Annotated in this window: 24 protein-coding genes; 19 read left to right on the top strand and 5 right to left on the bottom strand. The window is 64.3% G+C overall.

Features of this window, described 5'->3' with window-relative positions; genetic code table 11:
• The first annotated feature begins 150 nt into the window (after positions 1–150).
• From AC57B6_RS15495 to AC57B6_RS15440, 12 genes are all read left to right on the top strand, one after another.
• Entirely contained in the window at positions 151–1,131 is a 981-nt protein-coding gene (locus AC57B6_RS15495; protein WP_030102385.1) for a CheR family methyltransferase, read from the top strand.
• Positions 1,128–1,898: a chemoreceptor glutamine deamidase CheD gene (gene cheD, locus AC57B6_RS15490; protein ID WP_496421662.1), complete on the top strand. Its 771-nt coding sequence runs from the start codon at positions 1,128–1,130 to the stop codon at positions 1,896–1,898. Before AC57B6_RS15495 ends, cheD begins: the two co-directional genes overlap by 4 nt.
• 5 nt (positions 1,899–1,903) lie before the next feature.
• Complete coding sequence (locus AC57B6_RS15485; protein WP_030102384.1) at positions 1,904–2,992, top strand: protein-glutamate methylesterase/protein-glutamine glutaminase; 1,089 nt, start codon at positions 1,904–1,906, stop codon at positions 2,990–2,992.
• 63 nt (positions 2,993–3,055) lie between these two features.
• Positions 3,056–3,451, top strand: a complete 396-nt coding sequence (gene cheY, locus AC57B6_RS15480; protein ID WP_028198492.1) for a chemotaxis response regulator CheY — start codon at positions 3,056–3,058, stop codon at positions 3,449–3,451.
• A 1-nt stretch (position 3,452) separates the two neighbouring features.
• Positions 3,453–4,163 (top strand): protein phosphatase CheZ, encoded by a 711-nt coding sequence (cheZ, locus tag AC57B6_RS15475; protein ID WP_030102383.1) that lies wholly within the window; start codon positions 3,453–3,455, stop codon positions 4,161–4,163.
• A 281-nt stretch (positions 4,164–4,444) separates the two neighbouring features.
• The gene (locus AC57B6_RS15470; protein ID WP_496421661.1) at positions 4,445–4,990 is read left to right on the top strand and encodes a DUF2844 domain-containing protein; all 546 of its coding nucleotides are present in this window, start codon (positions 4,445–4,447) and stop codon (positions 4,988–4,990) included.
• Between the two features lie 15 nt (positions 4,991–5,005).
• Entirely contained in the window at positions 5,006–6,292 is a 1,287-nt protein-coding gene (locus AC57B6_RS15465; protein ID WP_406867639.1) for a DUF3443 domain-containing protein, read from the top strand.
• Between the two features lie 249 nt (positions 6,293–6,541).
• The gene (gene flhB / locus AC57B6_RS15460) at positions 6,542–7,753 is read left to right on the top strand and encodes a flagellar biosynthesis protein FlhB (RefSeq protein WP_030102380.1); all 1,212 of its coding nucleotides are present in this window, start codon (positions 6,542–6,544) and stop codon (positions 7,751–7,753) included.
• The gene (flhA, locus tag AC57B6_RS15455; RefSeq protein ID WP_028198497.1) at positions 7,750–9,852 is read left to right on the top strand and encodes a flagellar biosynthesis protein FlhA; all 2,103 of its coding nucleotides are present in this window, start codon (positions 7,750–7,752) and stop codon (positions 9,850–9,852) included. Before flhB ends, flhA begins: the two co-directional genes overlap by 4 nt.
• Before the next feature lie 366 nt (positions 9,853–10,218).
• Positions 10,219–12,168 carry a flagellar biosynthesis GTPase FlhF gene (gene flhF, locus AC57B6_RS15450; protein WP_496421660.1) on the top strand — a complete coding sequence of 650 codons (1,950 nt, stop codon included), beginning with the start codon at positions 10,219–10,221 and terminating at the stop codon, positions 12,166–12,168.
• Positions 12,161–13,030 (top strand): MinD/ParA family ATP-binding protein, encoded by an 870-nt coding sequence (locus tag AC57B6_RS15445; RefSeq protein ID WP_496421659.1) that lies wholly within the window; start codon positions 12,161–12,163, stop codon positions 13,028–13,030. Before flhF ends, AC57B6_RS15445 begins: the two co-directional genes overlap by 8 nt.
• A 28-nt stretch (positions 13,031–13,058) precedes the next feature.
• Positions 13,059–13,799 (top strand): RNA polymerase sigma factor FliA, encoded by a 741-nt coding sequence (locus AC57B6_RS15440; protein ID WP_028198500.1) that lies wholly within the window; start codon positions 13,059–13,061, stop codon positions 13,797–13,799.
• A gap of 64 nt (positions 13,800–13,863) precedes the next feature.
• Here the strand turns inward: AC57B6_RS15440 and AC57B6_RS15435 are convergent, their stop codons facing one another.
• The 5 genes from AC57B6_RS15435 to flgA form a co-directional block, all read right to left on the bottom strand.
• On the bottom strand, positions 13,864–14,274 hold the full coding sequence (locus AC57B6_RS15435) for a type II toxin-antitoxin system HicB family antitoxin (protein ID WP_028198501.1): 411 nt from the start codon (positions 14,272–14,274) through the stop codon (positions 13,864–13,866).
• A complete protein-coding gene (locus tag AC57B6_RS15430; protein WP_496421658.1) occupies positions 14,271–14,453 on the bottom strand; it encodes a type II toxin-antitoxin system HicA family toxin in 183 nt (60 codons plus the stop codon). Before AC57B6_RS15430 ends, AC57B6_RS15435 begins: the two co-directional genes overlap by 4 nt.
• Before the next feature lie 309 nt (positions 14,454–14,762).
• Positions 14,763–15,209 (bottom strand): flagella synthesis protein FlgN, encoded by a 447-nt coding sequence (locus tag AC57B6_RS15425; RefSeq protein WP_028198503.1) that lies wholly within the window; start codon positions 15,207–15,209, stop codon positions 14,763–14,765.
• Positions 15,210–15,303: 94 nt separating this feature from the next.
• Complete coding sequence (gene flgM, locus AC57B6_RS15420; protein WP_028198504.1) at positions 15,304–15,660, bottom strand: flagellar biosynthesis anti-sigma factor FlgM; 357 nt, start codon at positions 15,658–15,660, stop codon at positions 15,304–15,306.
• Positions 15,661–15,843: 183 nt separating this feature from the next.
• Positions 15,844–17,304: a flagellar basal body P-ring formation chaperone FlgA gene (gene flgA / locus AC57B6_RS15415; RefSeq protein WP_052719643.1), complete on the bottom strand. Its 1,461-nt coding sequence runs from the start codon at positions 17,302–17,304 to the stop codon at positions 15,844–15,846.
• 218 nt (positions 17,305–17,522) lie between these two features.
• On the opposite strand from flgA, the gene flgB reads away from it, so the two are divergent.
• The 7 genes from flgB (at position 17,523) to flgH (ending at position 23,347) form a co-directional block, all read left to right on the top strand.
• Positions 17,523–18,017: a flagellar basal body rod protein FlgB gene (flgB, locus tag AC57B6_RS15410; protein ID WP_028198506.1), complete on the top strand. Its 495-nt coding sequence runs from the start codon at positions 17,523–17,525 to the stop codon at positions 18,015–18,017.
• Between the two features lie 170 nt (positions 18,018–18,187).
• Positions 18,188–18,613, top strand: coding sequence for a flagellar basal body rod protein FlgC (gene flgC / locus AC57B6_RS15405; protein WP_028198507.1), 426 nt, complete (start codon positions 18,188–18,190; stop codon positions 18,611–18,613).
• A 67-nt stretch (positions 18,614–18,680) separates the two neighbouring features.
• Positions 18,681–19,361: a flagellar hook assembly protein FlgD gene (locus tag AC57B6_RS15400; RefSeq protein ID WP_496421710.1), complete on the top strand. Its 681-nt coding sequence runs from the start codon at positions 18,681–18,683 to the stop codon at positions 19,359–19,361.
• 43 nt (positions 19,362–19,404) lie between these two features.
• On the top strand, positions 19,405–20,922 hold the full coding sequence (locus AC57B6_RS15395) for a flagellar hook protein FlgE (RefSeq protein ID WP_252888525.1): 1,518 nt from the start codon (positions 19,405–19,407) through the stop codon (positions 20,920–20,922).
• A 19-nt stretch (positions 20,923–20,941) separates the two neighbouring features.
• Positions 20,942–21,700: a flagellar basal-body rod protein FlgF gene (flgF, locus tag AC57B6_RS15390; RefSeq protein WP_028198510.1), complete on the top strand. Its 759-nt coding sequence runs from the start codon at positions 20,942–20,944 to the stop codon at positions 21,698–21,700.
• Positions 21,701–21,741: 41 nt separating this feature from the next.
• Positions 21,742–22,530 (top strand): flagellar basal-body rod protein FlgG, encoded by a 789-nt coding sequence (gene flgG / locus AC57B6_RS15385; RefSeq protein WP_028198511.1) that lies wholly within the window; start codon positions 21,742–21,744, stop codon positions 22,528–22,530.
• Positions 22,531–22,648: 118 nt separating this feature from the next.
• Complete coding sequence (gene flgH, locus AC57B6_RS15380; protein ID WP_106355152.1) at positions 22,649–23,347, top strand: flagellar basal body L-ring protein FlgH; 699 nt, start codon at positions 22,649–22,651, stop codon at positions 23,345–23,347.
• Position 23,348: the final 1 nt, after the last annotated feature.

The raw sequence follows: 23,348 nt of genomic DNA, 5'->3' as shown, positions 1-23,348 counted from the left end.
CATCGAAGCACGCTCACAAAGCGTGTCGCGGGCCGACTGCGTGTTTGCAGAACTCGCGGGCGGGCGCGACCCCGCGAACTCAATCCCTTTCGCCAGAAGCAATCCTTTTGACGAAAAGCGGAATGGCTCGTATTGCAGGCGGAAACTCTCATGACGGCAACGCGCGCACAACAATCTCCGCGAGCGGCAGCTCCACAAGCGGCACGTGCCGACCGGGCAGAACCGCTTAGATCCGGCGAGCAAGGACGGGATTTCGAATTCACGTCGGCGGATTTCGCTCGTATTCGCGATCTGATTCATCGCAGCGCCGGCATTTCGCTGTCGGATCACAAGCGCGACATGGCGTACAGCCGGCTGGCGCGGCGGCTGCGCGCCCGCGGCCTCGAGACTTTCAAGCAGTACCTGGATCTGCTCGAAGCGGAAAACGACCCGGCCGAGTGGGAAGCCTTCACCAATGCGCTGACCACCAACCTGACCGCATTCTTCCGCGAAGCCCATCATTTCCCGATCCTCGCCGAATTCGTGCCGCGCCGCCCGCAACCGGTTTCGGTGTGGTGCTCGGCGGCCTCGACCGGGGAGGAGCCGTATTCGATCGCGATGACGCTGATCGAAGCGCTCGGCGATAGCGGCGCGCGCCAGGCCACCGTGCTCGCGACCGACATCGACACGCAGGTGCTGGCGAAAGCCGAAGCCGGCATGTATCAGTTCGACCAGGTGAAGCACCTGTCGCCCGAGCGGCTCAAGCGCTTCTTCCTGAAAGGCACGGGAGCGCACGCGGGCCTCGTCAAGGTGCGTCCGGAAGTGCGCGCGATGGTGCGCTTCGAACAACTGAATCTGACTGACCGCGATTACCAGTTGCGCTCGCAGTTCGACGCGATTTTCTGCCGCAACGTGATGATCTATTTCGACAAGCCGACCCAGGCGCAGGTGCTTGCGCGCTTCGAGCCGCTGATGAAGTCCGGTGGTCTGCTGTTTGCCGGCCACTCGGAAAACTTCACCTATGTGACGCAGGCGTTCAAGCTGCGCGGCCAGACCGTCTACGAACTGACGCGCGACGCAGGCGCGGCACGCACGCCCGCGCGTGCCGCGAGCCATGCGGCTGGCGCAACGACAAGTGGGGTGACCGCATGAGCAGCACCCTGCCGATCGCCTCCAATCTGTACTTCGACAACCACTTCCAGCGCCCCGGCGTGAAGTTGTTGCCGAACGAGTTTTACACGACGGGCGAAGACATGGTGCTCGTCACCGTGCTGGGCTCGTGCGTCGCGGCCTGCATTCAGGACCGCACGGCCGGCATTGGCGGCATGAATCACTTCATGCTGCCCGACGACGGCGCGGACGCCGGCCAGCCCGCGTCGGATTCGATGCGCTACGGCGCCTACGCCATGGAAGTGCTGATCAACGAACTGATCAAGGCCGGCGGCCGGCGCGAGCGTTTCGAAGCCAAGGTGTTCGGCGGCGGCGCGGTGCTGGCCGGCATGACCACGATGAACATCGGCGATCGCAATTCGGAATTCGTGCGCCGCTATCTGGCGCTCGAAAAGATCCGCATCGTCGCCGAGGATTTGCAGGGCAATCACCCGCGCAAGGTTGCTTTCATGCCGCGCACCGGCCAGGTGATGGTGAAGAAGTTGCGCCTGCAGCAGGAAGCAGGCGTGGCCGAGCGCGAACAGGCGCTCGTGCGGCAAAGCGCCGAAGCGCGTGCCGAGCGGCTCGCGGCAGCACGCAAACGGGTCGAGTTGTTCTCGACGCCGGCTGCCACGCGGCCCAGGGTCGAGCTGTTCGGCAGAACGGCAGGCGGTGCGGGCGCGGGCAGCCCGAAGCCGCGTGTCGAGCTGTTCGGCGGTGGCTCGCGCCCGATTAACTCAAACAACGCCAGAACTACAGAGGAGGCGTGAGCGCTGTGCAAAAGATCAAAGTACTGTGCGTCGACGATTCGGCGCTGATTCGCAGCCTGATGACGGAAATCATCAATGGCCAGCCGGACATGACTGTCGTGGCGACCGCACCCGACCCGCTGGTCGCGCGTGAGCTCATCAAGCAACACAATCCGGACGTGCTGACGCTCGACGTCGAAATGCCGCGCATGGACGGTCTCGACTTCCTCGAGAAGCTGATGCGCCTGCGGCCGATGCCGGTCGTGATGGTGTCGTCGCTGACCGAGCGCGGCAATGAAATCACGCTGCGCGCGCTGGAGTTGGGCGCGGTCGACTTCGTCACCAAGCCGAAAGTCGGCATTCGCGACGGCATGCTCGACTATTCGGAAAAACTTGCCGACAAGATTCGCGCCGCGGCCCGCGCGCGTGTGCGCCAGGCCGCGCCGGTGCAGCACGCGGCCACGCAAGCCGCGCATGCGCCTGCCGCCGCCGCGCCGCTCTTCAACAATCCGCTGCTCAGTACCGAGAAGCTGATCATCGTCGGCGCGTCGACGGGGGGCACCGAAGCGATCCGCGAAGTGCTGGTGCCGCTGCCGCCGGATGCGCCCGCGGTGCTGATCGCGCAGCATATGCCGCCGGGTTTTACGAAATCTTTTGCGCAACGCCTTAATGGTTTGTGCCGGATTACCGTTAAAGAGGCAGAGCACGGCGAACGCGTACTGCCGGGACATGCGTATATCGCGCCCGGCCACGCTCACCTGTTGCTGGCCCGCAGCGGCGCGAACTATATTGCGCACCTGTCGGACGAGCCGCCGGTGAACCGGCATCGGCCGTCAGTCGACGTGTTGTTCCGTTCAGCCGCGCAGCACGCGGGCAAGAACGCGGTCGGGGTGATTCTGACCGGGATGGGGCGCGACGGCGCCGCCGGGCTGCTGGACATGAAAAAAGCGGGGGCGTATACCCTTGCGCAGGACGAAGCGAGCTGCATCGTGTTCGGCATGCCACGCGAAGCCATTGCGCTCGGCGCGGCGGACGAAATCGCGTCGCTGCCGGAGATGAGCCGCCGGGTGATGGCGCGTTTGTCGTCGATGGGTGATCGCGTACAGCGGGTATGATGCGCGCGTATGGAATGAACAGGCGGTCATGCGCCGCATCACGGATCAAGCAAAGGGAATGAAATGGATAAGGGAATGAAGATTCTGGTGGTTGACGACTTTCCGACAATGCGCCGGATTGTTCGCAACCTGCTCAAAGAGCTCGGCTACTCGAACGTCGATGAAGCGGAAGACGGTCAGGCCGGTCTCGCGCGTTTGCGCAGCGGCACCTACGAGTTCGTGATCTCCGACTGGAACATGCCGAACCTCGACGGTCTGGCCATGCTCAAGGAAATCCGCGCCGACGCCAACCTCACGCACCTGCCGGTGCTGATGGTGACGGCCGAGTCGAAGAAGGAAAACATCATCGCGGCGGCGCAGGCCGGCGCGAGCGGTTATGTCGTCAAGCCGTTCACGGCCGCGACGCTCGACGAGAAGCTCAACAAGATTCTCGAGAAGATGGCAAAAGCCGGGAGCTGATGTGAATCTGCCGACCAACGCGCAAAGCGCTGATACGGTCAACGAGAGCGGTGACTTCGCGTCCGATCGCATCCTCGCCCGTATCGGACAACTGACGCGCACGCTGCGTGACTCGATGCGCGAGCTCGGGCTCGACAAACATGTCGAGCGTGCGGCGGAAGCCGTGCCCGACGCCCGCGATCGCCTGAAGTACATCGCGAACATGACGGAGCAGGCCGCCGAGCGCGTGCTGTCTTCGATCGAAATCGCCAAGCCGATCCAGACGCAATTGCAGCAGGACGCGGGCGAGCTCGACGCGCGCTGGGAGCAATGGTATGCGGCGCCGATCGAACGCGAGGAAGTGCGCGCGTTGATGAACGACACGCGCACCTTTCTGCGCGGCGTGCCTGAAGCGACGGGCGCGACCAACGCGCAGCTGATGGAGATCATGCTGGCACAGGACTTCCAGGATCTGACCGGCCAGGTCATCAAGAAGATCACGGATGTCGTCTACCTGATCGAGCAGCAACTGCTCGGCGTGCTGGTCGAGAACATCGCGCTCGAGCGGCGCGAGCAGTTCGCGGCGAACGCGGCGGCTCTCGCGGCCGAACCGTCGTCCACCGGCAGCCCCGAACATCTGCTGAACGGTCCCCAGATCAATCCGGAAGGCAAGACGGATGTGATGCAGGACCAGTCGCAGGTCGACGATCTGCTGGCAAGTCTCGGCTTCTGAGCGGCGCGCCCGCGAGGGTGCGCGGCCAACCGCGGGATCGCGGTCCGGTATCGGCAGCAAGCCGCGCGCCCGCGTGCGCTTGCTGTCTACCGACACAAACCACAGGCATACTACGGACTCAAGCAGCGGCACGGCTTTCCGGTGAGATGCAGTCACCGGTCGGCGGCACGATGAGGCATGACTTCTGAGTGCGGCCGCAGCGGTGCCGTATGATCTGCATACATGCGGCCGGTTCGCACGAGGTGCGCACCGAGCCCCAGCAGCTCGGGAGGAGCCTTGTCATGTGGAGTCGTGTACGTCGCGCCGGATTTGTTATCGCGCTAGCTTTACCCTGTTCGCTGTCAGCCGTGCAGTCCGCCCATGCGGCACTGGGCGGCGCCCCGATGACGCCTCCAGCGGATGCGTCGGTGTCTTCCCGCACCGTGCAGCCCGCCGCCAGTTCGGCAGCGGGGGCCCAAAGCGTGATGCGTTCCGCGTCCAGCGCGGCCTCTTCCACCTCGGCTTCCGCGTCCTACACGGTGCGTGAAACCACGTTGGGCAACGGCACGGTCGTGCGCGAATATCTTGCCGTCGACGGCTCGGTGTTCGGCATCGCGTGGCGCGGTCCGCAAATGCCGGATCTCAACGATCTGCTCGGCAGCTACTTCCCCCAATATGTCACCGGCGTACAGGCCGTGCGCGCGGCGCGCGGAGGCGGTCACGGCCCCGTTGCGGTCAACCAGAGCAGCCTGGTGGTTCGCTCCGGCGGCCATATGGGCGCGTTCAACGGTCAGGCCTGGTTGCCGCAGGCGTTGCCTGCCGGCGTCAGCGGTTCCGACATCCAGTAAGGGCGAGGACAAACGATGCGAACCATGCAAAGTGCTGTGAAGCTCAAGGGCTGGATGCAGGCCGTTGTGGCCGTGGCATTGGTGTCGGTGCTGGTCGCCTGCGGCGGTGGCGGCTCGAGCTCCAGCAACAATTCGTCGGATGCGCTGAACGGCGGCTCGCTGCCGCCCAGCCCGACCCAGCAGCCGATCGCCGCGAATGCCGCGAATACCGTGCCGATCACGGTCGCGCGAGGGGTGAACGGCGTCATCAATATTCCGACGGTTAGCGTGACCATTTGTCCGCCAGGCACGACAACCAATTGTCAGACCATCAACAACATCCAGGTCGATACCGGTTCGTTTGGGCTGCGTGTGGTCAGCTCGGCGCTGAATACTTCGGCGTTGCCGATCAGCACCCTGAGCAGCGGCGCGCAAATTGCCGAATGCGCGACTTTTGCCGACGGCTACACGTGGGGCACCGTGCGTACGGCGACCGTGCAGATCGGCGGCGAGACGACGGGCAGGGCCATCCCGATACAGATCATCGGCGACATGGCCGCCAGTACGGTGCCGGCAAAGGGTTGCGGCAGCGGCTCGGCGGAAAGCACGGCCAGCGATCTTGGCGCCAACGGCATTCTCGGCATAGGGACGGCGCTTTATGATTGCGGCCCCACCTGCGCGAACCAGGCAACCGCGACCACCTATAGCAATTACTTCGCATGTCCTGGCGGCACATCCTGTGCCCGTACCGCGGTGCCGCTCGCCCAGCAGGTTGCCAATCCGGTCGCCAACTTCACCGGCGACAACAACGGCGTGATCGTGCAGATGCCGCCGGTGTCGAACACCGGTGCACCCTCGGCCACCGGCACGCTGGTATTCGGGATCGGCACGCAGTCGAACAATGCGCTGGCGGCCTCGCAGACCTTCGCCACCGACGGCTATGGCGACCTGAATAACAGCGTCTATAACGGGACGACCGTGCAGGCGTTCTTCGATTCGGGTTCGAACGCGTACTTCTTCTCCGATAGCTCGATCGCCCAGTGCCCCAGTAATTACGCCGGGTTCTATTGCCCGTCGGCCGCGCAAACCCGCTCGATCACGCTGTCCGGTCAGAACAGCACGACCGCCAGCGTCAGCATCGGCATCCTGAACGCGGCCACGCTGTTCGGTAACAGCAGCAACTACGCGTTCAACGATCTGGGCGGGCAGATCGGCGGCAGCAGCAGCTTCGATCTCGGCTTGCCGTTCTTTTATGGCCGCCACATGTACTACGGCTTCGACTTGACGGCGACCGGCGGTCAAGCACCTTACGTCGGCTTCTAGGCCGTAGGCGCAAGCTTATGGAACCGGGCGGGCACCCGCGCGCGTTAGCGCGGGTGCCCGCTTGACCCTGGCGCGCTCCGTTGGCGGGGCGCAATCGCCACAGTCCCGCCAGCAAACGCCGCCGGGCGCTCCATCCCCCGAAATACCCCCCTTTCTCCAGCTTTATCCGCCGATCAGCGCTTGCGTCGAGCGGGAATAATCGCTCTCACTGGAAAGAGGCGCCGTGCCTCAGCCGACTGGAGAGCGTTTGTGGCAGAGGATAGCGACCTCGAAAAAACCGAATCAGCCACTCCCCGGCGCCTGCAGAAGGCGCGCGAGGAAGGGCAGATCGTGCGTTCGCGGGAGCTGTCGACGTTTGCGCTGCTGGCAGCGGGATTTTTCGGCGCATGGGGTATGTCCAGCCACATTGGCGAGCATTTGCAGGCCATGCTGCGTTCGTCCTTCACGTTCGACCATGCCACGGTGTTCGAAACCCGCCGCATGATGATCGGCGCGGGCGTGGCGAGTCGCGAAGGCCTGTACGCGCTGCTGCCGATTCTGGCCTTCACGGGCGCGGCGGCCTTGCTTGCGCCGATGGCGCTGGGCGGCTGGCAGTTTTCTTCGAAAGGACTCGAGCCCAAGTTCAACCGGCTCAATCCGATCGAAGGCTTCGGCAAGATGTTCTCCATCAACGGGCCGATCCAGCTTGGCATGTCGCTCGCGAAGACGCTCGTGGTGGGCGGCATCGGCGGCTCGGCGATCTGGACCCGCCGCGAGGAAATTCTCGCGCTGGCGAATCAGCCGATACAACTGGCGCTCGCCAACACCGTGCATCTGATCGCGGTGTGCTGCGGCATGACGGTGGCCGGCATGTTCGTCGTGGCCGCGCTCGATGTGCCGTATCAACTCTGGCAGTTCCACAAGAAATTGCGCATGACGAAGGAAGAAGTGAAGCGCGAACACCGCGAAAGCGAAGGCGATCCGCATGTGAAAGGCCGGATTCGCCAGCAGCAGCGCGCGATTGCCCGCCGCCGCATGATGACCAACGTGCCGAAGGCCGACGTGGTGGTCACCAACCCGACGCACTTCGCGGTCGCGCTGCAATACACCGACGGCGAGATGCGCGCGCCGAAGGTCGTCGCCAAGGGCGTCAATCTGGTGGCCGCGCGGATTCGCGAAATCGCAGCCGAGAACAACGTGCCGCTGCTGGAAGCGCCGCCGCTCGCGCGTGCGCTGTATCACAACGTCGAGCTGAACCGCGAAATTCCCGGCCCGCTGTATGGCGCGGTCGCCGAAGTGCTCGCCTGGGTGTATCAGTTGCGGCGCTTCAACACCGAGGGCGGCGTCGCGCCGGTCGCACCGACCGATTTCGACGTGCCCGCGGACCTCGACAAGGGCGGCGTGCCGGACGATGAAGCCGCGCAGGAAGCCGCCGACACGCTCAACCCCGCTAACGACAACGCTTCAGGAGCCTCCGCATGAACGCTCGCGCCGGATTCCTGTCCCGACGGCCGGATGCCTTGAGCAGCACCAATTTGCGCGCCCTCGCCGGGCCGGTGCTGATCTGCATGATCCTCGGCATGATGATTCTGCCGCTGCCGCCGTTTCTGCTGGATCTGCTGTTCACCTTCAATATCGCGCTTTCCGTGATGGTGCTGCTCGTCAGCATGTACACGATGAAACCGCTCGACTTTGCCGCTTTCCCAAGCGTGCTGCTGTTCTCGACCTTGCTGCGCCTGTCGCTGAACGTCGCGTCCACGCGCGTCGTGCTGCTCGAAGGCCATACCGGGCCGGACGCGGCGGGCCAGGTGATCGAGTCGTTCGGCCACTTCCTCGTGGGCGGCAACTTCGCGGTCGGTATCGTCGTCTTTGTCATCTTGATGGTCATCAACTTCATGGTGATCACCAAGGGCGCCGGGCGGATCGCGGAAGTGTCCGCGCGCTTCACGCTCGACGCGATGCCCGGCAAGCAGATGGCGATCGACGCCGATCTGAACGCCGGCCTCATCAATGAAGAGCAGGCGAGGAAGCGCCGCGCGGAGGTCTCGCAGGAGGCCGAGTTCTACGGCTCGATGGACGGCGCGAGCAAGTTCGTGCGCGGCGATGCGATCGCCGGTTTGCTGATCATGCTGATCAACATCGTCGGCGGGCTGATCGTCGGGATGGTCCAGCACAACATGGACTTCGCGGCGGCGGGCAAGAACTACACGCTGCTGACGATCGGCGACGGGCTCGTTGCCCAGATCCCGTCGCTGGTGATTTCGACGGCCGCCGGCGTGATCGTCTCGCGCGTCGCGACCAACGAAGACATCGGCACGCAACTGACCGGCCAGCTCTTCACGAATCCGCGCGTGCTGATCATCACTGGCTGCATTTTGGTGCTGATGGGCCTGATTCCGAACATGCCGCACTTCGCGTTTCTGGTTCTCGGCGGCGGTCTGATTCAACTCGGCCGCACGATGAAGAAGCGCAGCGAGGCACGCAAGACCAGCGCGGCGCTCGTCGACGTCGCACCGGCCGCGATGGCGCCGACGGAAAACACCGAAGCCAGCTGGGACGACGTCACGATGATCGATACGCTCGGTCTCGAAGTGGGCTACCGGCTGATTCCACTCGTCGACAAGAACTCGGATGGCGAACTGCTCAAGCGGATCAAGAGCATCCGCAAGAAGTTCGCGCAGGAAATCGGCTTCCTGCCGCCGGTGATCCATATCCGCGACAACCTCGAATTACGGCCGAATGGCTACCGGATCGCGCTCAAGGGCGTCGAGGTGGGCGTCGGCGAGGCGTATCCCGGGCAGTGGCTGGCGATCAATCCGGGGCAGGTGTCAGCCGCGCTGCCGGGCACGCCGACGCAGGATCCGGCATTCGGGCTGCCGGCGATCTGGATCGATACGAATCTGCGCGAACAGGCGCAGGTGTACGGCTACACCGTGGTCGATTCGAGCACCGTGGTGGCCACGCACCTGAATCACCTGGTGGTCACGCATGCGTCCGAACTGCTCGGCCGCCGCGAAGTGCAGGCGCTGCTGGAGCGGATGCAGAAGGACACGCCGTCGCTGGTCGACGATCTGGTGCCGAAGTCGCTGCCGCTCACCACCTTGCAAAAGGTGCTGCAAAACCTGCTGGAAGAAGGTGTGCCGATCCGCGACATGCGCACGATTCTCGAAGCCCTGTCCGAACACACGCCGAAGATCACCGACGCGCACGATCTCACCGCCGCCGTGCGCCTCGCACTGGGCCGCGCGATCACCCAGCAATGGTTCCCGGGTGTGGGCGACATGCAGGTGATGGGCCTCGATTCGAATCTGGAGCGGGTGTTGTCGCAGGCGCTTTCCACGGGCGCCAATCCGGGCCTCGAACCGGGTCTCGCGCATACGCTGCTCACTGAAACGCAGAAGGCCATGACGCGGCAGCAGAATCTGGGGCTCGCGCCGGTGCTGCTGGTGCAGCATGCCTTGCGACCCATGCTCGCGCGCTTCCTGCGCCGCAGCCTGCCGCAGTTGAAGGTGCTGTCTTACGCGGAAGTACCGGATACGCGCAACATCAAGGTGGTGAATCTGATCGGGGCGCACGGTTAAGTCCCGCGTGGCCAGACTTGCACGATGATTCCCGGCCGTTAGGCGAAGTTGTTCCAGACCCATGATTTCCCGCCGGCGCTCCTTGGAGCGCCGGTTTTCATTTCAGCGTCTGACTTTGCGTGCCGCAAGCGTCTCGCGGAGGTCATGCTGCGTCCGCGAAAACACCGCTGGACGCGGCTCTGGCGCCTGTTTCAAACCGCCTCGCGCGTGCCTCGCGGCGCGTTTCCATCGCCCGAATTGCCCACCTTTAACGGTCTTTATCCACCGATCGTCGCTCGACAGCTTTCGCAATAATGATCTCAATGGGAAGCGGTATGTTGCCGGTCCGTTAGTCCGTAAGTCCGTTTACCTCATCGGGGGTCCAGCTTGAACATTCGTAAATTTGTCGGTGCTACCAGTCGCGATGCTCTGCGTCTCGTGCGCGAAGCGTTGGGCCCGGATGCCGTCGTTCTGTCGAACCGCACGATGGACGACGGCAGCGTCGAGATCGTCGCGCTAGCCGACAGCGACCTCGCCGCCATCACGCCGAAGGCGCCGCGCGGCAGCGCGGGCGCAGCGCCGGGTATGCCGACGAATGGAACGACCGTAACGACTGCAACGACCGTAACGACTGCAACGACCGCAGCGACTGGACAGCAAGCCGCGCTCGCCGCACCGCGCGCCAACCCGTATGCGAGCGGTATGCCCGATGTATTTTCGTCAGTGTTCGGCGCGAGCCCGGAAGCGGGCACTGAGAACATGACGCCGAATGTTTCGCATGCCGCTGGCGCGTCAGGTTCGGCCGCCAAGGGAGCCGCTCCCGCCGCGCCGAAGGCCTCGCTGCCGAACGCGCCTAAAGCAGCGCTCGCCGCGTCCGCTGCGGGCTCAGCTTCAGCGCCGGCATCGACGTCGCAACCGATCAGCATCGAGCAACCCAGTGCCCGCGCCGCAGCGACGCGCCTCACCGAAGACATCCGCGCGGATCTGCTCAAAGCCGCCGGCGTGCCCCCCGCACCCGCCGCCGACACCCCGCGCACGATGGCCGAATCGAATCCCTGGCTGATCGATCACGCCCGCCGCATCGCGGCCGAACAGCAGCAGCAAGGTGCCTACAGCGCGCGCCCCGCCGCGATGACGCCGGCCGCCGCGATGGCCAAGGGCCTCGGCGCCGCCGTCGAACCGGGCGCACAACCGGCCATGCCGCAAGTCACGGACACGCCCGAATGGGCCCGCGAAGCGCAGCAGCTCGCCGCGCGCCGCGCCGCTCAGAAAGCTGCCCCGCCGCTGCCCACGGGTGACGACGCCCGCACCCCGGCTTCGGTCGCCGAAGCGATCAAGGCGCGCATGGAGCAGGTCGTCAACGACACCGTCATGCATGAACTGTCGTCGATGCGCGGCATGATGGAAGAACACTTCGCCGGCCTGTTGTGGGGCGAACGCCAGCGCCGCAGCCCGGCGCGCGCCGCGCTCACCAAGCACCTGTTCGCCGCCGGTTTCTCCGCGCAGCTCGTGCAGATGATGGTCGACAACCTGCCCGACGACGTCGACAACATGGAAGGCGGCATGGAGTGGGTGCGTTCGGTGCTCGAATCGAACCTGCCGGTGATGGAAGACGAAGACGCACTGATGGAGCGCGGCGGCGTGTTCGCGCTGATGGGCCCGACGGGCGTGGGCAAGACCACGACCACGGCGAAGCTCGCCGCGCGCTGCGTGATGCGTTTCGGCGCCAGCAAGGTGGCGCTCCTCACCACCGATAGTTACCGGATCGGCGGCCACGAACAACTGCGCATTTTCGGCAAGATTCTCGGCGTCTCGGTTCACGCGGTGAAAGACGGCGCCGATCTGCAACTCGCGCTCTCCGAATTGCGCAACAAGCACATCGTGCTGATCGACACGATCGGCATGAGCCAGCGCGACCGCCTCGTCTCCGATCAGATCGCCATGCTATGCCGCGCCGGCCAGCCGGTGCAGCGTCTGCTGCTGCTCAACGCAACGAGCCACGGCGATACCTTGAACGAGGTGGTGCAGGCCTATCAGCGCGCACCCGATCAACAGCCGCTCGCCGGCTGCATCTTGACCAAGCTCGACGAGGCCACCAATCTGGGCGGCGTGCTCGATACGGTGATTCGCTACAAGCTGCCGGTGCATTACGTGTCGACCGGTCAGAAGGTGCCGGAAAACCTGTACGTCGCGACCAGGAAATTCCTGATCAAGAGCACGTTCTGCATTCCGCGCGACAACTCGCCGTTCGTGCCGCACGACGACGACATTCCGGCGCTGCTGTCCGCGCTGTCCGCACGGTCGACCGCCGAATTGCACGAGGTCCGCTTTGGATAAATTCATTTCGGATCAAGCCGAAGGATTGCGGCGTTTGTTGGCGAGAAGCGGCTCGCGCGTGATTTCAGTGGCCGGTGGATCGGCCGGCGTGGGCTCCACGACGATCGTGGTGAACCTCGCCGCAGCGCTCGCGCAACAGGGCAAGGACGTGCTGGTGATCGACGAGTGCCTCGGCGGCAAGTCGGTGAGCGCGATGCTCGGCGGCGTGCGCGGCGCAGGGAATTTTGCGGCTGTGATGCGCGGCGAGATGGCGCTCGACGAAGCCAGCGCACGGCACGCACTCGGGTTCTCGGTGCTGAGCGCCTCGCGTCACAACCGCGAGGGCCACACGGCCGCGCAGTTGGGCGCCGTGTTGCGCGGATCCGCCGACATTGTGCTGATCGACGCCGAGCTCGACGAGCGCGGTCATCTGTCGCCGCTCGCAATGCAGGCGCATGACCTGATGATCGTGACACGGGTGGCCGCGCAGGCGATCACCGACGCGTATGCGTGCATGAAACGTCTGCACTACGCACACGCCACCGCGCAGTTTCGCGTGCTGGTGAATCATGTGCAGAGCGTTGACGACGCGCATACCGCCTTTGTCAACCTGGCCGGCGTGGCTGGACGCTACCTGACGGTGGCGCTGGAAGACGCCGGATGTATTGCCGCCGATGCGCGGATGGCGCGAGCCCTGGAGTTGTCGCGGTGTGTCGTCGATGCATTTCCATCGACACCGGCCGCACGCGACTTCCGGCATCTCGCTGCCGAACTGCAGTACTGGCCGATGCGGCCAGCGATGTCGTCGCAAGCGCCGTGGATGGCGCCAGCGACAGTTACAGCGGCGCAACACGCCGACCAACCGTCCGCGCAGCACGCCTGAGCGGCGGCACAAGGACAAGGGGAGCACGATGTATAACGCTCAGGGAAAGATCTCCCAAGCCGACGTTCTGACGAAGTACGCGCCGCTGGTGCGTCGCCTCGGCTTGCAGCTCGTCGCCAAGATGCCGGCGAGCGTCGATCTCGACGACCTGATCCAGGCCGGCATGATCGGCTTGCTGGATGCGGCGAGCCGCTACAAGGAAGACCAGGGCGCGCAGTTCGAGACCTATGCCAGCCAGCGGATTCGCGGCGCGATGCTCGACGAATTGCGCAGCAACGACTGGTTGCCGCGCAGCTTGCGGCGCACGTCGCGCGAAGTCGAATCCGCTGTGCACAAGGTCGAACAGAATCTGGGGCGCTCGGCGAGTGAAACGGAAATCGCCGAGCATCTGCAAATGCCGCTCGACGAGTATCAGTCGATGCTCCAGGATCTGCACGGCAGTCAGCTTATCTATTACGAAGACTTCGACCGTTCCGCGGACGACGAACCGTTTCTCGACCGTTACTGCGTCGATCATTCGGATCCGCTGTCGGCTCTGCTCGACGACAGCCTGCGCTCGGCGCTGATCGAGGCGATCGACCGCCTGCCGGAACGCGAGAAGCTGTTGATGTCGCTGTACTACGAGCGCGGCATGAACCTGCGCGAGATTGGCGCGGTGATGGAAGTCAGCGAGTCGCGGGTGTGCCAGTTGCACAGCCAGGCCGTGGCGCGTTTGCGTACGCGCCTGCGTGAGATGGCCTGGGCGAACGCCGAGGCGACGGGCGCCTGACGGCCCGATGGTTGACTGGCGGCGCGTGCAACGCCCGCCTTCCCGTTCTGTTTCTTCTCTTCAGTTACGCATCCGCCATCTCGTGCTCGGCGGCCAGCGCGAGAAACGCCGAGCGCGACATGCCGCGTGCCTGGGCGTAAGCGTCGATATCGTGAACCAGCGCCTCGGGCAGCGAGATATTGATGCGCACGGCTTTCTTCAGCGCCGGAATATTGCGCGTGGTGACAAATCCCCAGGTGAAACCGGCGTAGTCGGGATTGCGCCGATGTTCCTCCAGTGTTAGCCGCTCGGGAATCGGCAGGCCTTCATCGAGCAGCGTGTCCAGATGCGCCTCGATTGCTTCTTTTGCGTTCGCGTAGGCTTCTTCCAGCGAACTACCCGCCGAATGACAACCCGGAATATCGGGGACGATCACGCCGAACGCGTGGTGCGTGTCACCAGGTTCGATTGCGATCGGGAAAATCAGATTTTTCATTTCAGACCCGCCTGTTTCAGGATGCTGTTCAATGTGCCGGGCGGAAGATCTTTTTTCGGATGCGGGATGGTCACGAGACCGGCTTTTACCGCGTGCCGAAAATGATGGTGACCGCCCGATATCCGGATCAACCGCCAGCCATCCGCTTGAATGACTTTGACGACTTCGGCGCTGTTCATAATGCACTCCTCTTACTATACACACGATTACACAACCTCGCTAGTGGTTGACGTTCCGCTTTGCTCGCCCGACGCGGCGTCGAAAAGCCGTGAGCGACGGCGGAGAACCTCAGTGGGGGGAATCCGTGATTTCAACCTGGCGGCGAATTGCGCGCGACCTGGCCGGATGGCCAACGTGCGTCGGAGAAGGGCCTAAGCGCCCTGGGCGGAAGGGGAAAAGCAAAAAGGGCTCGTCAAAGACGAGCCCTTCTGTTCAAGGCAATCTACGCCATGGGGTCAGCGCGTGAAATGCGCCGCATAGCTAGATTTTCAAACCGCCGGTTGCGCCGGAATCCGCCCATCCGGGCCGTAGAAACCGACTTTCTGCGGCACGGCCACCTGCAGCGCCGTCAGAGCGCGCTGGTTGTAGTCCATCCGCACGCGGATCAGCTCACCGTTGTTCGTATTGAAGTGCCGCGCCCGCTCGGCGGCTTTTTGCAGCAGCGCCCATTGCTCGGCGATCCGCGTATCCGCGCTGGCCGCGAGCTCCATGCCGGGCCAGCCGGCCGGAAAGCCCATGTCCGCGAGCAACCCGTCGCGCGTGGCTTCGAGTTTGGCGAGCGTGCCGATCAGTTCGGTTTTCTTCTCGATGACCGGCGGCAGTAGCTCCAGCGGCGACAAGGCGGTCAATGCCTTCGTCTCGAGCGTCAGAACCGAGGCGAATGCCTCGACGGCCGAATATTCTTCGATGAGGGTGGCAAGCAGGGCGTCTTTCATCTCAACAACTCGCTGAACACGACGGCTCGCGCACGATTCGCGAGCCGGGTTTGTCGAATGCCGCCCGGCCATTCACCATACTTCGATGCGTCGATTAGTTGCCGGTCGACGAAGTTTTGCTTTGCAACAGTTCGCGTGCGGTATTCAGCACGCCGTCGGCGATCTTGCTCGAATCGATCGTCAGCGAGCCGTCCTTGATGGCTGCCTTGATCGACTCGACGTGCGCCGTGTCGATATCGGCCGAGCCGGACGCGGCGAGGCTGCGCAGATGCTGCGACAGACCCGACAGGCTGACGCTGGCGTCGCCCGAGCCGCTGGTAGTGGTCGGCGAGCTCGTGCTCGCACTCTGCGCGTTGCTGGTCACGCTGTTCGTCGCGTCGCCCGGCTGTGAGCGGGACAGGGCGTCTTTCAACGTCGGCAGATTCGAATTGGTTGTGGAATCGACTTTCACGATTGGCTTCCTGAACGATTTGATTCTGATAACGGCAAGCGTTGATCAAAACTTTAGCGCAATCGCTCCAGGTTTTACCTTTCCTTTCAAGATAATCCGGCCCCATCACGGCTGCCGCGGCTGTTGTAGCCACCGGGCCGGCCGCACGGGTCGTCGCGCCAGAATTCTCGCTGGCGCAGGGCTTCATAGCTGAATCTCCACCGTCGAACCATCCTTGACGATGCCGGAGATGATCTGGCCGTTAGCCGTCTTCACCCGTACCTGCTGGCCCGGCGAGGCGTTGTTCATCGCGCTGCCTTCGGCGGAAATCGCAAAACCCTGGCCGGCCGCGACGACCCGCACCGTTTGTCCGATGGACACCGCCGACGCGCTTTTTATCATGTCGCGGCGCAGGGGCATGCCGCCGGCGATCCGCACGAGCGACACCGAACCGACCGCCTGCGAGGGGTCCGTGACGATCGCCTGCGGCAGACCGGTCAGATCGCCGTCACGCGCGACGAGGTCGGCGGCCGTGAACACTTCGCCCGGCGCCATCGCGCGGGCGGCCAGATAGTAGGTGGCGCGCAGCGAAATGCGCGCTTGCAGATAGATGGTCCACGGCCGTTCACCGGCGCAACGCACGCCCACGGTCATCCTGCCCCACAGGCGCGCACCGCTGGGCATGAAGGGTTCGAGCGTCGTGCAGGCCGCGAGCCCGCGCGGGAAGGCCGGCGAGACGGTGATGTCGACCTTGCCGGGCAAGCCTGCCGACTGTTGTTGCAGGAATGCGAGCGCGGCGCTGCGAATCGCCTCGGCATCCTGTTGGCCAGGCAGCGGGGCGGGCTGCGCCACGGCGGCGGGTTGCAGATTCTGTTGCGCAACAGCCGGCGCCACCTGGCGCACCGACTGCGAGCGGCCGACGATAGCGGGCGGTGTCGGCATTGGCGCCGCTGTCGGTGCCGGTTTGGCTGCGGCTGTGGTGGCCGCGATGAGTTTGCCGTTCGCACCCAACTGAGGCGGCTCGCCACGCGAGGCCAGGCTGTCGAAGCCACCGGCCGCCGGCGCATTGCTGCCAATGGCGCTTTCGATACCGGCGCCGTTGGCGCTATTGCCAGGCGCGGGCGCGCGTCCAGCAGTGTTTCCAGATGCGGTTCCAGGCGGGGGAATCGTGACGACGCCGTTCGCGTCGGGCTTGAAACTGGTGCGGATCATTTGCGGCGCGGCGGGCGGCTCGTCCGCGCCCGGAATGACGATCGAGCCGCTCGCGTTGGCGGCTCGCGTGAACTGATCCGTGTTGCGCGCGACCGGTCCCGGCGCCAGCGACTGTGCCGTCGCGGCAGCGAGCGTCGCTGCGGAGCCCGTGCGTTTGGCGGGTGCGGCCTGCATCTGCGCGGCCAGGTCAGCGAGGGCGGCCGGATTCTTTTCGCCCGGGCCCGGAATCACGATGGCGCCCCCGGTGTCCGGCGCCTGTTGAGCCTTTGTCGAGGCAGGCAGCAGCACGATGCCGCCGGCAACCCATACCGCGAGGTTCACGGCAACGCGAGCCAGCAGACGGCACGCGCCGCGGGATGCGCCACGCGCAGCACGCCGGAGCGCGCCCGCACTTCCACGATGCGCCGCCACGCGGCTTGCGTGGGGCGTCAGGTCGAAGGCGGGCTGGTCCATCGTGTTTCTCCATCGAATGCATCGGTACGCCTTGCATTCTAGTGAGCGCCCCCATTGCGCAAACGTTGAATAGAAGCCCCCTTTCCCGGTTATTCGTCCGATTGCCGCTTGCGTTCGGCCCATAAGATGCACCTCATGCAAAAAGGTCTTCCCGGCCGACGCAGGTTTCATGTGAGGCAAGCCCCGGGAAGCCTCGGGAACGTTCTCCGGAGATTTCTATGCTGGACAAACTCGATGCCGAATTCGCCTTTGGCCGTCAGGCGCTCGATGTGCGCGCTTACCGGCAGGAACTGCTGTCGTCGAATATCGCCAACGCCGATACCCCCGGGTACAAGGCGCGCGATGTCGACTTCGCTTCGTCGCTGGCCGGCGCGCTGAAGAAGGCGGGCGGCGGCACGGGCACGGCCGCTTCGAACAATTCAACGCTCGCCATGACGCAGCCCGCGGGTGTGACGAGCGGCATGTCGATGGTGTCGACCGCGCCGGGCCACATGTCCGGTAAGGCGACGTTGACGCCGACCGGCGGTACGCCCGACGACTACGGCAATCTGCAATACCGCATCCCGACGCAACCGGCGCTCGACGGCAACACGGTCGATATCGATACGGAGCGGGTGCAGTTCGCGGACAACACGTTGCACTTCGAATCGGGCATGACGGTGCTGTCTAGCCAGATCAAAACGATGCTCGCGGCGATCACGTCGGGCTCGTAGTAACAGGTTACGAATACAGCGGCCCATGCCGCACAAAGAAAACGCAGTACGCACGAACAATCGCTACGGGATTTAACTTGAGGCCGGGTCGGCCCATGCAACTGCGGTGCATGGGACCGGAATAAGCGCTAAAGCGCCAACTCCGGTCGACATAGGAGAGGGAAGGGAACATGCCATCTTTGATGAACATTTTTGGTGTTGCGGGCTCCGCGATGTCGGCGCAGTCGCAGCGGCTCAACGTGACGGCGTCGAATCTCGCCAACGCGGACAGCACGACGGGTCCGGACGGCCAGCCGTACAAGGCCAAACAGGTCGTGTTCGCGGTCAGCCCGATCGGCGGCTCGCGCACGGCCTCCGGCCAGCAGATCGGCGGCGTGCAGGTCACCGGCGTGGTCGACGATCCGACGCCGATGAAGACCGCGTACGACCCCGGCAACCCGGCCGCCAATGCGGACGGTTACGTCACGCTGCCCAACGTCGACCCGGTGCAGGAGATGGTCAACATGATCTCGGCCTCGCGCTCGTACCAGGCCAACGTCGAGACCCTGAACACCGCCAAGACGTTGATGCTCAAAACGCTCACGATCGGCACCTGAGGAGAGTTCCTTGACCACCCCTATTGGCAACAACGGCCCGACCGTATCGCAAACGCTGCTCGATACGATGAACGGCACGAACAGCGCGAGCGGCAGCACCAAGAGCGCGAGCAGTTCCACCAGCTCGACCGGCAGCACCTCGGGCACGTCGGCCACGGATTTGCAGAACACCTTCTTGCAACTGCTCGTCGCGCAGCTGAAGAACCAGGATCCGACCAATCCGATGGACAGCTCGCAGATGACGTCGCAGTTGGCCCAGATCAACACGGTGTCGGGCATCAGCCAGTTGAACACGACGCTCACCTCGCTCGCCACGCAGATGTCGGCAGGCCAGCAATCGCAAGCCGCGCTGCTGATCGGCTCGACCGTGCTCGCACCGGGCAGCTCGGTGGCGGTCGCAAGCGGCAAGGCCGGTGCGTTCGGCGTGCAGCTCGCCAACTCGGTGAGCGATCTGCAGGTGGTCGTGAAGAATTCGGCGGGCCAGATCGTCAACACGATCGACCTCGGCAAGCAGTCCGCGGGCACGATTCCGGTGGGCTGGACGCCAACCGATTCGGCCGGCAACACGCTGCCCGACGACAGCTACACGATCAGCGCGGTCGGCACGATCAACGGTCAGCAGGCCACGGCCACGACGCTCACGGGCGCGACGGTGCAAAGCGTCGTCATGCAGAGCAGCGGTACGCCGGGCCTCGTGCTGTCGAACGGCACGACCGTGGGGCTGACCAGCGTCGCCGCCATCCTCTGATTCAGATTCTGTCAGTTACGACTTTCCAGATACGGAGACCGTCATGGGTTACCAACAAGGTTTGAGTGGTTTGTCCGCGTCGTCGAGCGACCTCGACGTGATCGGCAACAACATCGCCAACGCGAATACGGTTGGCTTCAAGAGCGGCGCGGCGCAATTCGCCGACATGTACGCCAATTCGGTGGCGACCGCGGTGGGCAACCAGGTCGGTATCGGCACCAAGCTGGCCGAAGTGCAGCAGCAGTTCTCGCAAGGCACGATCACCAGCACGAACCAGGCGCTCGACGTCGCGATCAACGGCAACGGTTTCTTCCAGCTGTCGAACAACGGCTCGCTGGTGTACTCGCGCAACGGCGTGTTCCAGCTCGACAAGAACGGCTTTATCACCAACGCGCAAGGCCTGCAGCTGATGGGCTACGCCGCGAACAGCGCGGGCATCATCAACACCGCGCAGACCGTGCCGCTCAGCGTGCCGACCGCGAACATCGCGCCGCAAGCCACGACCAAGATCGTCGCCGGTTTGAACCTGAATGCGCAGGACCCGCTGATGCTGGGTACGCCGACGGTGACGCCGGTGACCAGCACGGGCACGCTTACCACGCCGGGCGCGACCATCACGAACACCGCGTCGGGCACGAACAACGACACGTATACGGTCGCTTTCGACGCCACGACGACTCCGCCGACCTACAAAGTGACGGACACGACGCTCGGCACAACGTCCGCCCCCACGCCGTATACGGCTGGCACGGCGATCCAGCTCGGCAACGGACAGACGATCACGTTCAACGGCGCGCCGGCCACCGGCGACACGTACAAGATCACGCCGACCGCCGTGGCGTTCAACCAGAACAGCTCGTCGACCTACAACTACTCGACCAGCACGACGGTCTACGACTCGCTCGGCGGCTCGCAAACGGTCAACATGTACTTCGCCAAGACTGCGGCCGGTACGTGGAACGTGTACGCCGGCACCTCGACCGGCACCGCAAGCCTCGTCGGTCACGCGAACTTCAACTCGTCGGGCACGCTGCTGGGCACGACCGACGCGGCCGGTGTCGCCACCACCACGCCGTTCGTTTTCAACTTCAGCATCCCGACCACCGACGGTTCGTCGACGCCGCAAAACCTGACGCTGAACATCGGCGGCACGACGCAGTACGGCGGCAAGGACGGCGTGAACTCGCTGCAGCCCGACGGTTACGCAGCCGGCACGCTGACGAGCTTCACGATCGGCGCCGACGGCACGCTGACCGGCAACTACTCGAACCAGCAGACCGCTGCGCTCGGCCAGATCGTGCTCGCGAACTTCTCGAACCAGAACGGTCTCGTGAACCTCGGCAACAACGAATTCCAGCAGACCTCGCAATCGGGTGTCGCGCAGATTTCGGCGCCGGGCGCGACTAACCACGGCGTGCTGCAAGGTGGCGCGGTGGAAAACTCGAACGTCGATCTGACGAGCGAACTGGTGAACCTGATCACCGCGCAACGCAACTATCAGGCGAACGCGCAGACGATCAAGACCCAGCAGACCGTCGACCAGACCCTGATCAACCTGTAAGCGACCGGGACCTCCCATCATGGATCGGCTGATCTACACCGCGATGTCGGGCAGCACGCAAGCGCTCGAGCAGCAGGCTATCGTCGCCAACAACCTGGCGAACGCCTCGACCACCGGCTTTCGCGCCCAGCTTGCAACTTTCCGCGCCGTGCCGATGGCGTTCGGCGACGGCAGTTCGATCAACGACAACACCACCCGCACCTTCGTGCTGTCGTCCACGCCGGGCGCCGACTATACGCCGGGGCCGATCCAGCAGACGGGCAATCCGCTTGACGTCGCGATTCAGGGTCCGGGCTGGCTGGCGGTGCAAACCGCCGACGGCGGCGAGGCCTACACGCGCGCCGGCAACCTGCACGTCGACGAGAACGGCCAACTGGTCAACGCGATGAACCAGGTCGTGCTCGGCAACGGCGGCCCGGTGTCGGTGCCGCCGGGCGCGGAGATCACGATCGGCAAGGACGGCACGGTGTCCGCGCTGACGCCCGGCGATCCGCCGACCGCGGTGGTGACGGTCGATCAGCTGAAGCTGGTGAATCCCGATCCGCAAACCATGACGCGTGGCGACGACGGCCTGTTTCGCACCGCCGACGGCAATGCCGCCGACGCCGATCCGGCCGTCACGCTGGCGCCGGCGTCGCTCGAAGGCAGCAACGTGAATCCGGTTGCCGCGATGGTCTCGATGATCACCAACGCGCGCCAGTTCCAGATGCAGACGAAGCTGCTGGAGAACGCGGACAAGAACGATCAGTCCGCCAACCAGCTGCTCAGCTTTAGCTAACGGGTTGTTCCGGGATTGCCCCGACACCTTGGAGAAGAATGATGAATCGCTCGCTCTATATCGCCGCTACCGGCATGAATGCGCAACAGGCGCAGATGGACGTGATTTCGAACAACCTCGCGAACGTCAGCACCAATGGCTTCAAGGGCTCGCGCGCGGTGTTCGAGGATCTGCTGTATCAGACCATCCGTCAGCCGGGCGCGAACTCGACGCAGAACACCGAATTGCCGTCGGGCATCCAGCTCGGCACGGGTGTGCAGCAGGTCGCGACCGAGCGTCTGTACACGCAGGGCAACCTGCAGCAGACCGGCAACTCGAAAGACATCGCCATCAACGGCCAAGGCTTTTTCCAGGTGCAGATGCCTGACGGCACGACCGCCTACACGCGTGACGGCTCGTTCCAGACCAACGCCCAGGGCCAGCTCGTCACTTCGAGCGGCTATCAGGTGATTCCGGGCATCACGATCCCGAGCAACGCCACCTCGCTGACCATCGGCAGCGACGGCGTGGTGTCGATCACCGTGGCCGGCTCGACCAATAGCCAGCAGCTCGGCTCGATGCAACTGGCCACCTTCATCAACCCGGCCGGTCTCGATGCGAAGGGTGAGAACCTGTTCGCGGAAACGGCTTCGTCGGGCGCGCCGAACATCGCGCAACCGGGCCTGAACGGCGCGGGCAATCTCAGCCAGGGTTACGTGGAAGCATCGAACGTGAATGTGGTGCAGGAACTGGTGAACATGATCCAGACACAGCGCGCTTACGAAATCAACAGCAAGGCCGTGACAACTTCCGACCAGATGCTGCAGACCCTCAGCCAGATGCAGGTTTAAGGCTCAGGGGATCAGGAATCAAGAGCGCCTCCGAACCTGTCGCCTGGCGACAGGCCCCTCAACGGGGACCAGGAAAATTTGGGACGGCCCGGCGCTTTATCGAAAGGCAGTAATCAAGATGTCGCACTCCACTCGTCATCCGGTTCATTCGCGCACCGCTCAGGCGCTCGTGCAGCTCACGCTGCTCGCGACGCTGGGCGGCTGCGGCCTCGTGCCGAAGCAGCCGATCACGCAGCAGCCGATGACTGCGCTGCCGCCGATGCCGCCGCAGGCTCAATCGCCGGGCTCGATCTACAACCCGGGCTATGCGGGCCGGCCGTTGTTCGAAGACCAGCGGCCGCGCAACGTGGGCGACATCCTGACCATCGTGATTCAGGAAAACGTCAACGCGACCAAGTCGTCGGGCGCCAACGCGAATCGCTCGGGCAGCACCAACTTCAACGTGCCGACCGCGGGCTTCCTCGGCGGACTGTTCGGCAAGACCAACCTGAGCGCCACCGGGGCGAACGTGTTCAACGGAACCGGCGGCGCCAATGCGTCGAATACGTTTAACGGCACGATCACCGTGACGGTGACCGGCGTGCTGCCGAACGGCAATCTGATGGTGAGCGGCGAGAAGCAGATGCTGATCAATCAGGGCGATGAATTCGTGCGCTTTTCCGGCGTGGTGAATCCGAACACGATTTCCAACCTGAACGCCGTGTACTCGACCCAGGTGGCCGACGCGAAGATCGAATACTCAGCGAAGGGCTATCTCAACGAGGCCGAGAACATGGGCTGGTTGCAGCGCTTCTTCCTTAACGTGTCGCCGTGGTGAT

Source organism: Paraburkholderia sp. BGA-UO-ETr-F12 (assembly GCF_059567945.1).
This window is presented reverse-complemented; position numbering and strand designations above follow the sequence as displayed.

Coding starts and splice junctions, on each gene's coding strand:
- AC57B6_RS15495 (WP_030102385.1), top strand. CDS start 151: ATGACGGCAACGCGCGCACAACAATCTCCGCGAGCGGCAGCTCCACAA.
- cheD (WP_496421662.1), top strand. CDS start 1,128: ATGAGCAGCACCCTGCCGATCGCCTCCAATCTGTACTTCGACAACCAC.
- cheY (WP_028198492.1), top strand. CDS start 3,056: ATGGATAAGGGAATGAAGATTCTGGTGGTTGACGACTTTCCGACAATG.
- AC57B6_RS15470 (WP_496421661.1), top strand. CDS start 4,445: ATGTGGAGTCGTGTACGTCGCGCCGGATTTGTTATCGCGCTAGCTTTA.
- AC57B6_RS15465 (WP_406867639.1), top strand. CDS start 5,006: ATGCGAACCATGCAAAGTGCTGTGAAGCTCAAGGGCTGGATGCAGGCC.
- flhA (WP_028198497.1), top strand. CDS start 7,750: ATGAACGCTCGCGCCGGATTCCTGTCCCGACGGCCGGATGCCTTGAGC.
- AC57B6_RS15440 (WP_028198500.1), top strand. CDS start 13,059: ATGTATAACGCTCAGGGAAAGATCTCCCAAGCCGACGTTCTGACGAAG.
- AC57B6_RS15435 (WP_028198501.1), bottom strand. CDS start 14,274: ATGAAAAATCTGATTTTCCCGATCGCAATCGAACCTGGTGACACGCAC.
- AC57B6_RS15430 (WP_496421658.1), bottom strand. CDS start 14,453: ATGAACAGCGCCGAAGTCGTCAAAGTCATTCAAGCGGATGGCTGGCGG.
- AC57B6_RS15425 (WP_028198503.1), bottom strand. CDS start 15,209: ATGAAAGACGCCCTGCTTGCCACCCTCATCGAAGAATATTCGGCCGTC.
- flgA (WP_052719643.1), bottom strand. CDS start 17,304: ATGGACCAGCCCGCCTTCGACCTGACGCCCCACGCAAGCCGCGTGGCG.
- flgB (WP_028198506.1), top strand. CDS start 17,523: ATGCTGGACAAACTCGATGCCGAATTCGCCTTTGGCCGTCAGGCGCTC.
- flgC (WP_028198507.1), top strand. CDS start 18,188: ATGCCATCTTTGATGAACATTTTTGGTGTTGCGGGCTCCGCGATGTCG.
- AC57B6_RS15400 (WP_496421710.1), top strand. CDS start 18,681: ATGAACGGCACGAACAGCGCGAGCGGCAGCACCAAGAGCGCGAGCAGT.
- AC57B6_RS15395 (WP_252888525.1), top strand. CDS start 19,405: ATGGGTTACCAACAAGGTTTGAGTGGTTTGTCCGCGTCGTCGAGCGAC.
- flgF (WP_028198510.1), top strand. CDS start 20,942: ATGGATCGGCTGATCTACACCGCGATGTCGGGCAGCACGCAAGCGCTC.
- flgG (WP_028198511.1), top strand. CDS start 21,742: ATGAATCGCTCGCTCTATATCGCCGCTACCGGCATGAATGCGCAACAG.
- flgH (WP_106355152.1), top strand. CDS start 22,649: ATGTCGCACTCCACTCGTCATCCGGTTCATTCGCGCACCGCTCAGGCG.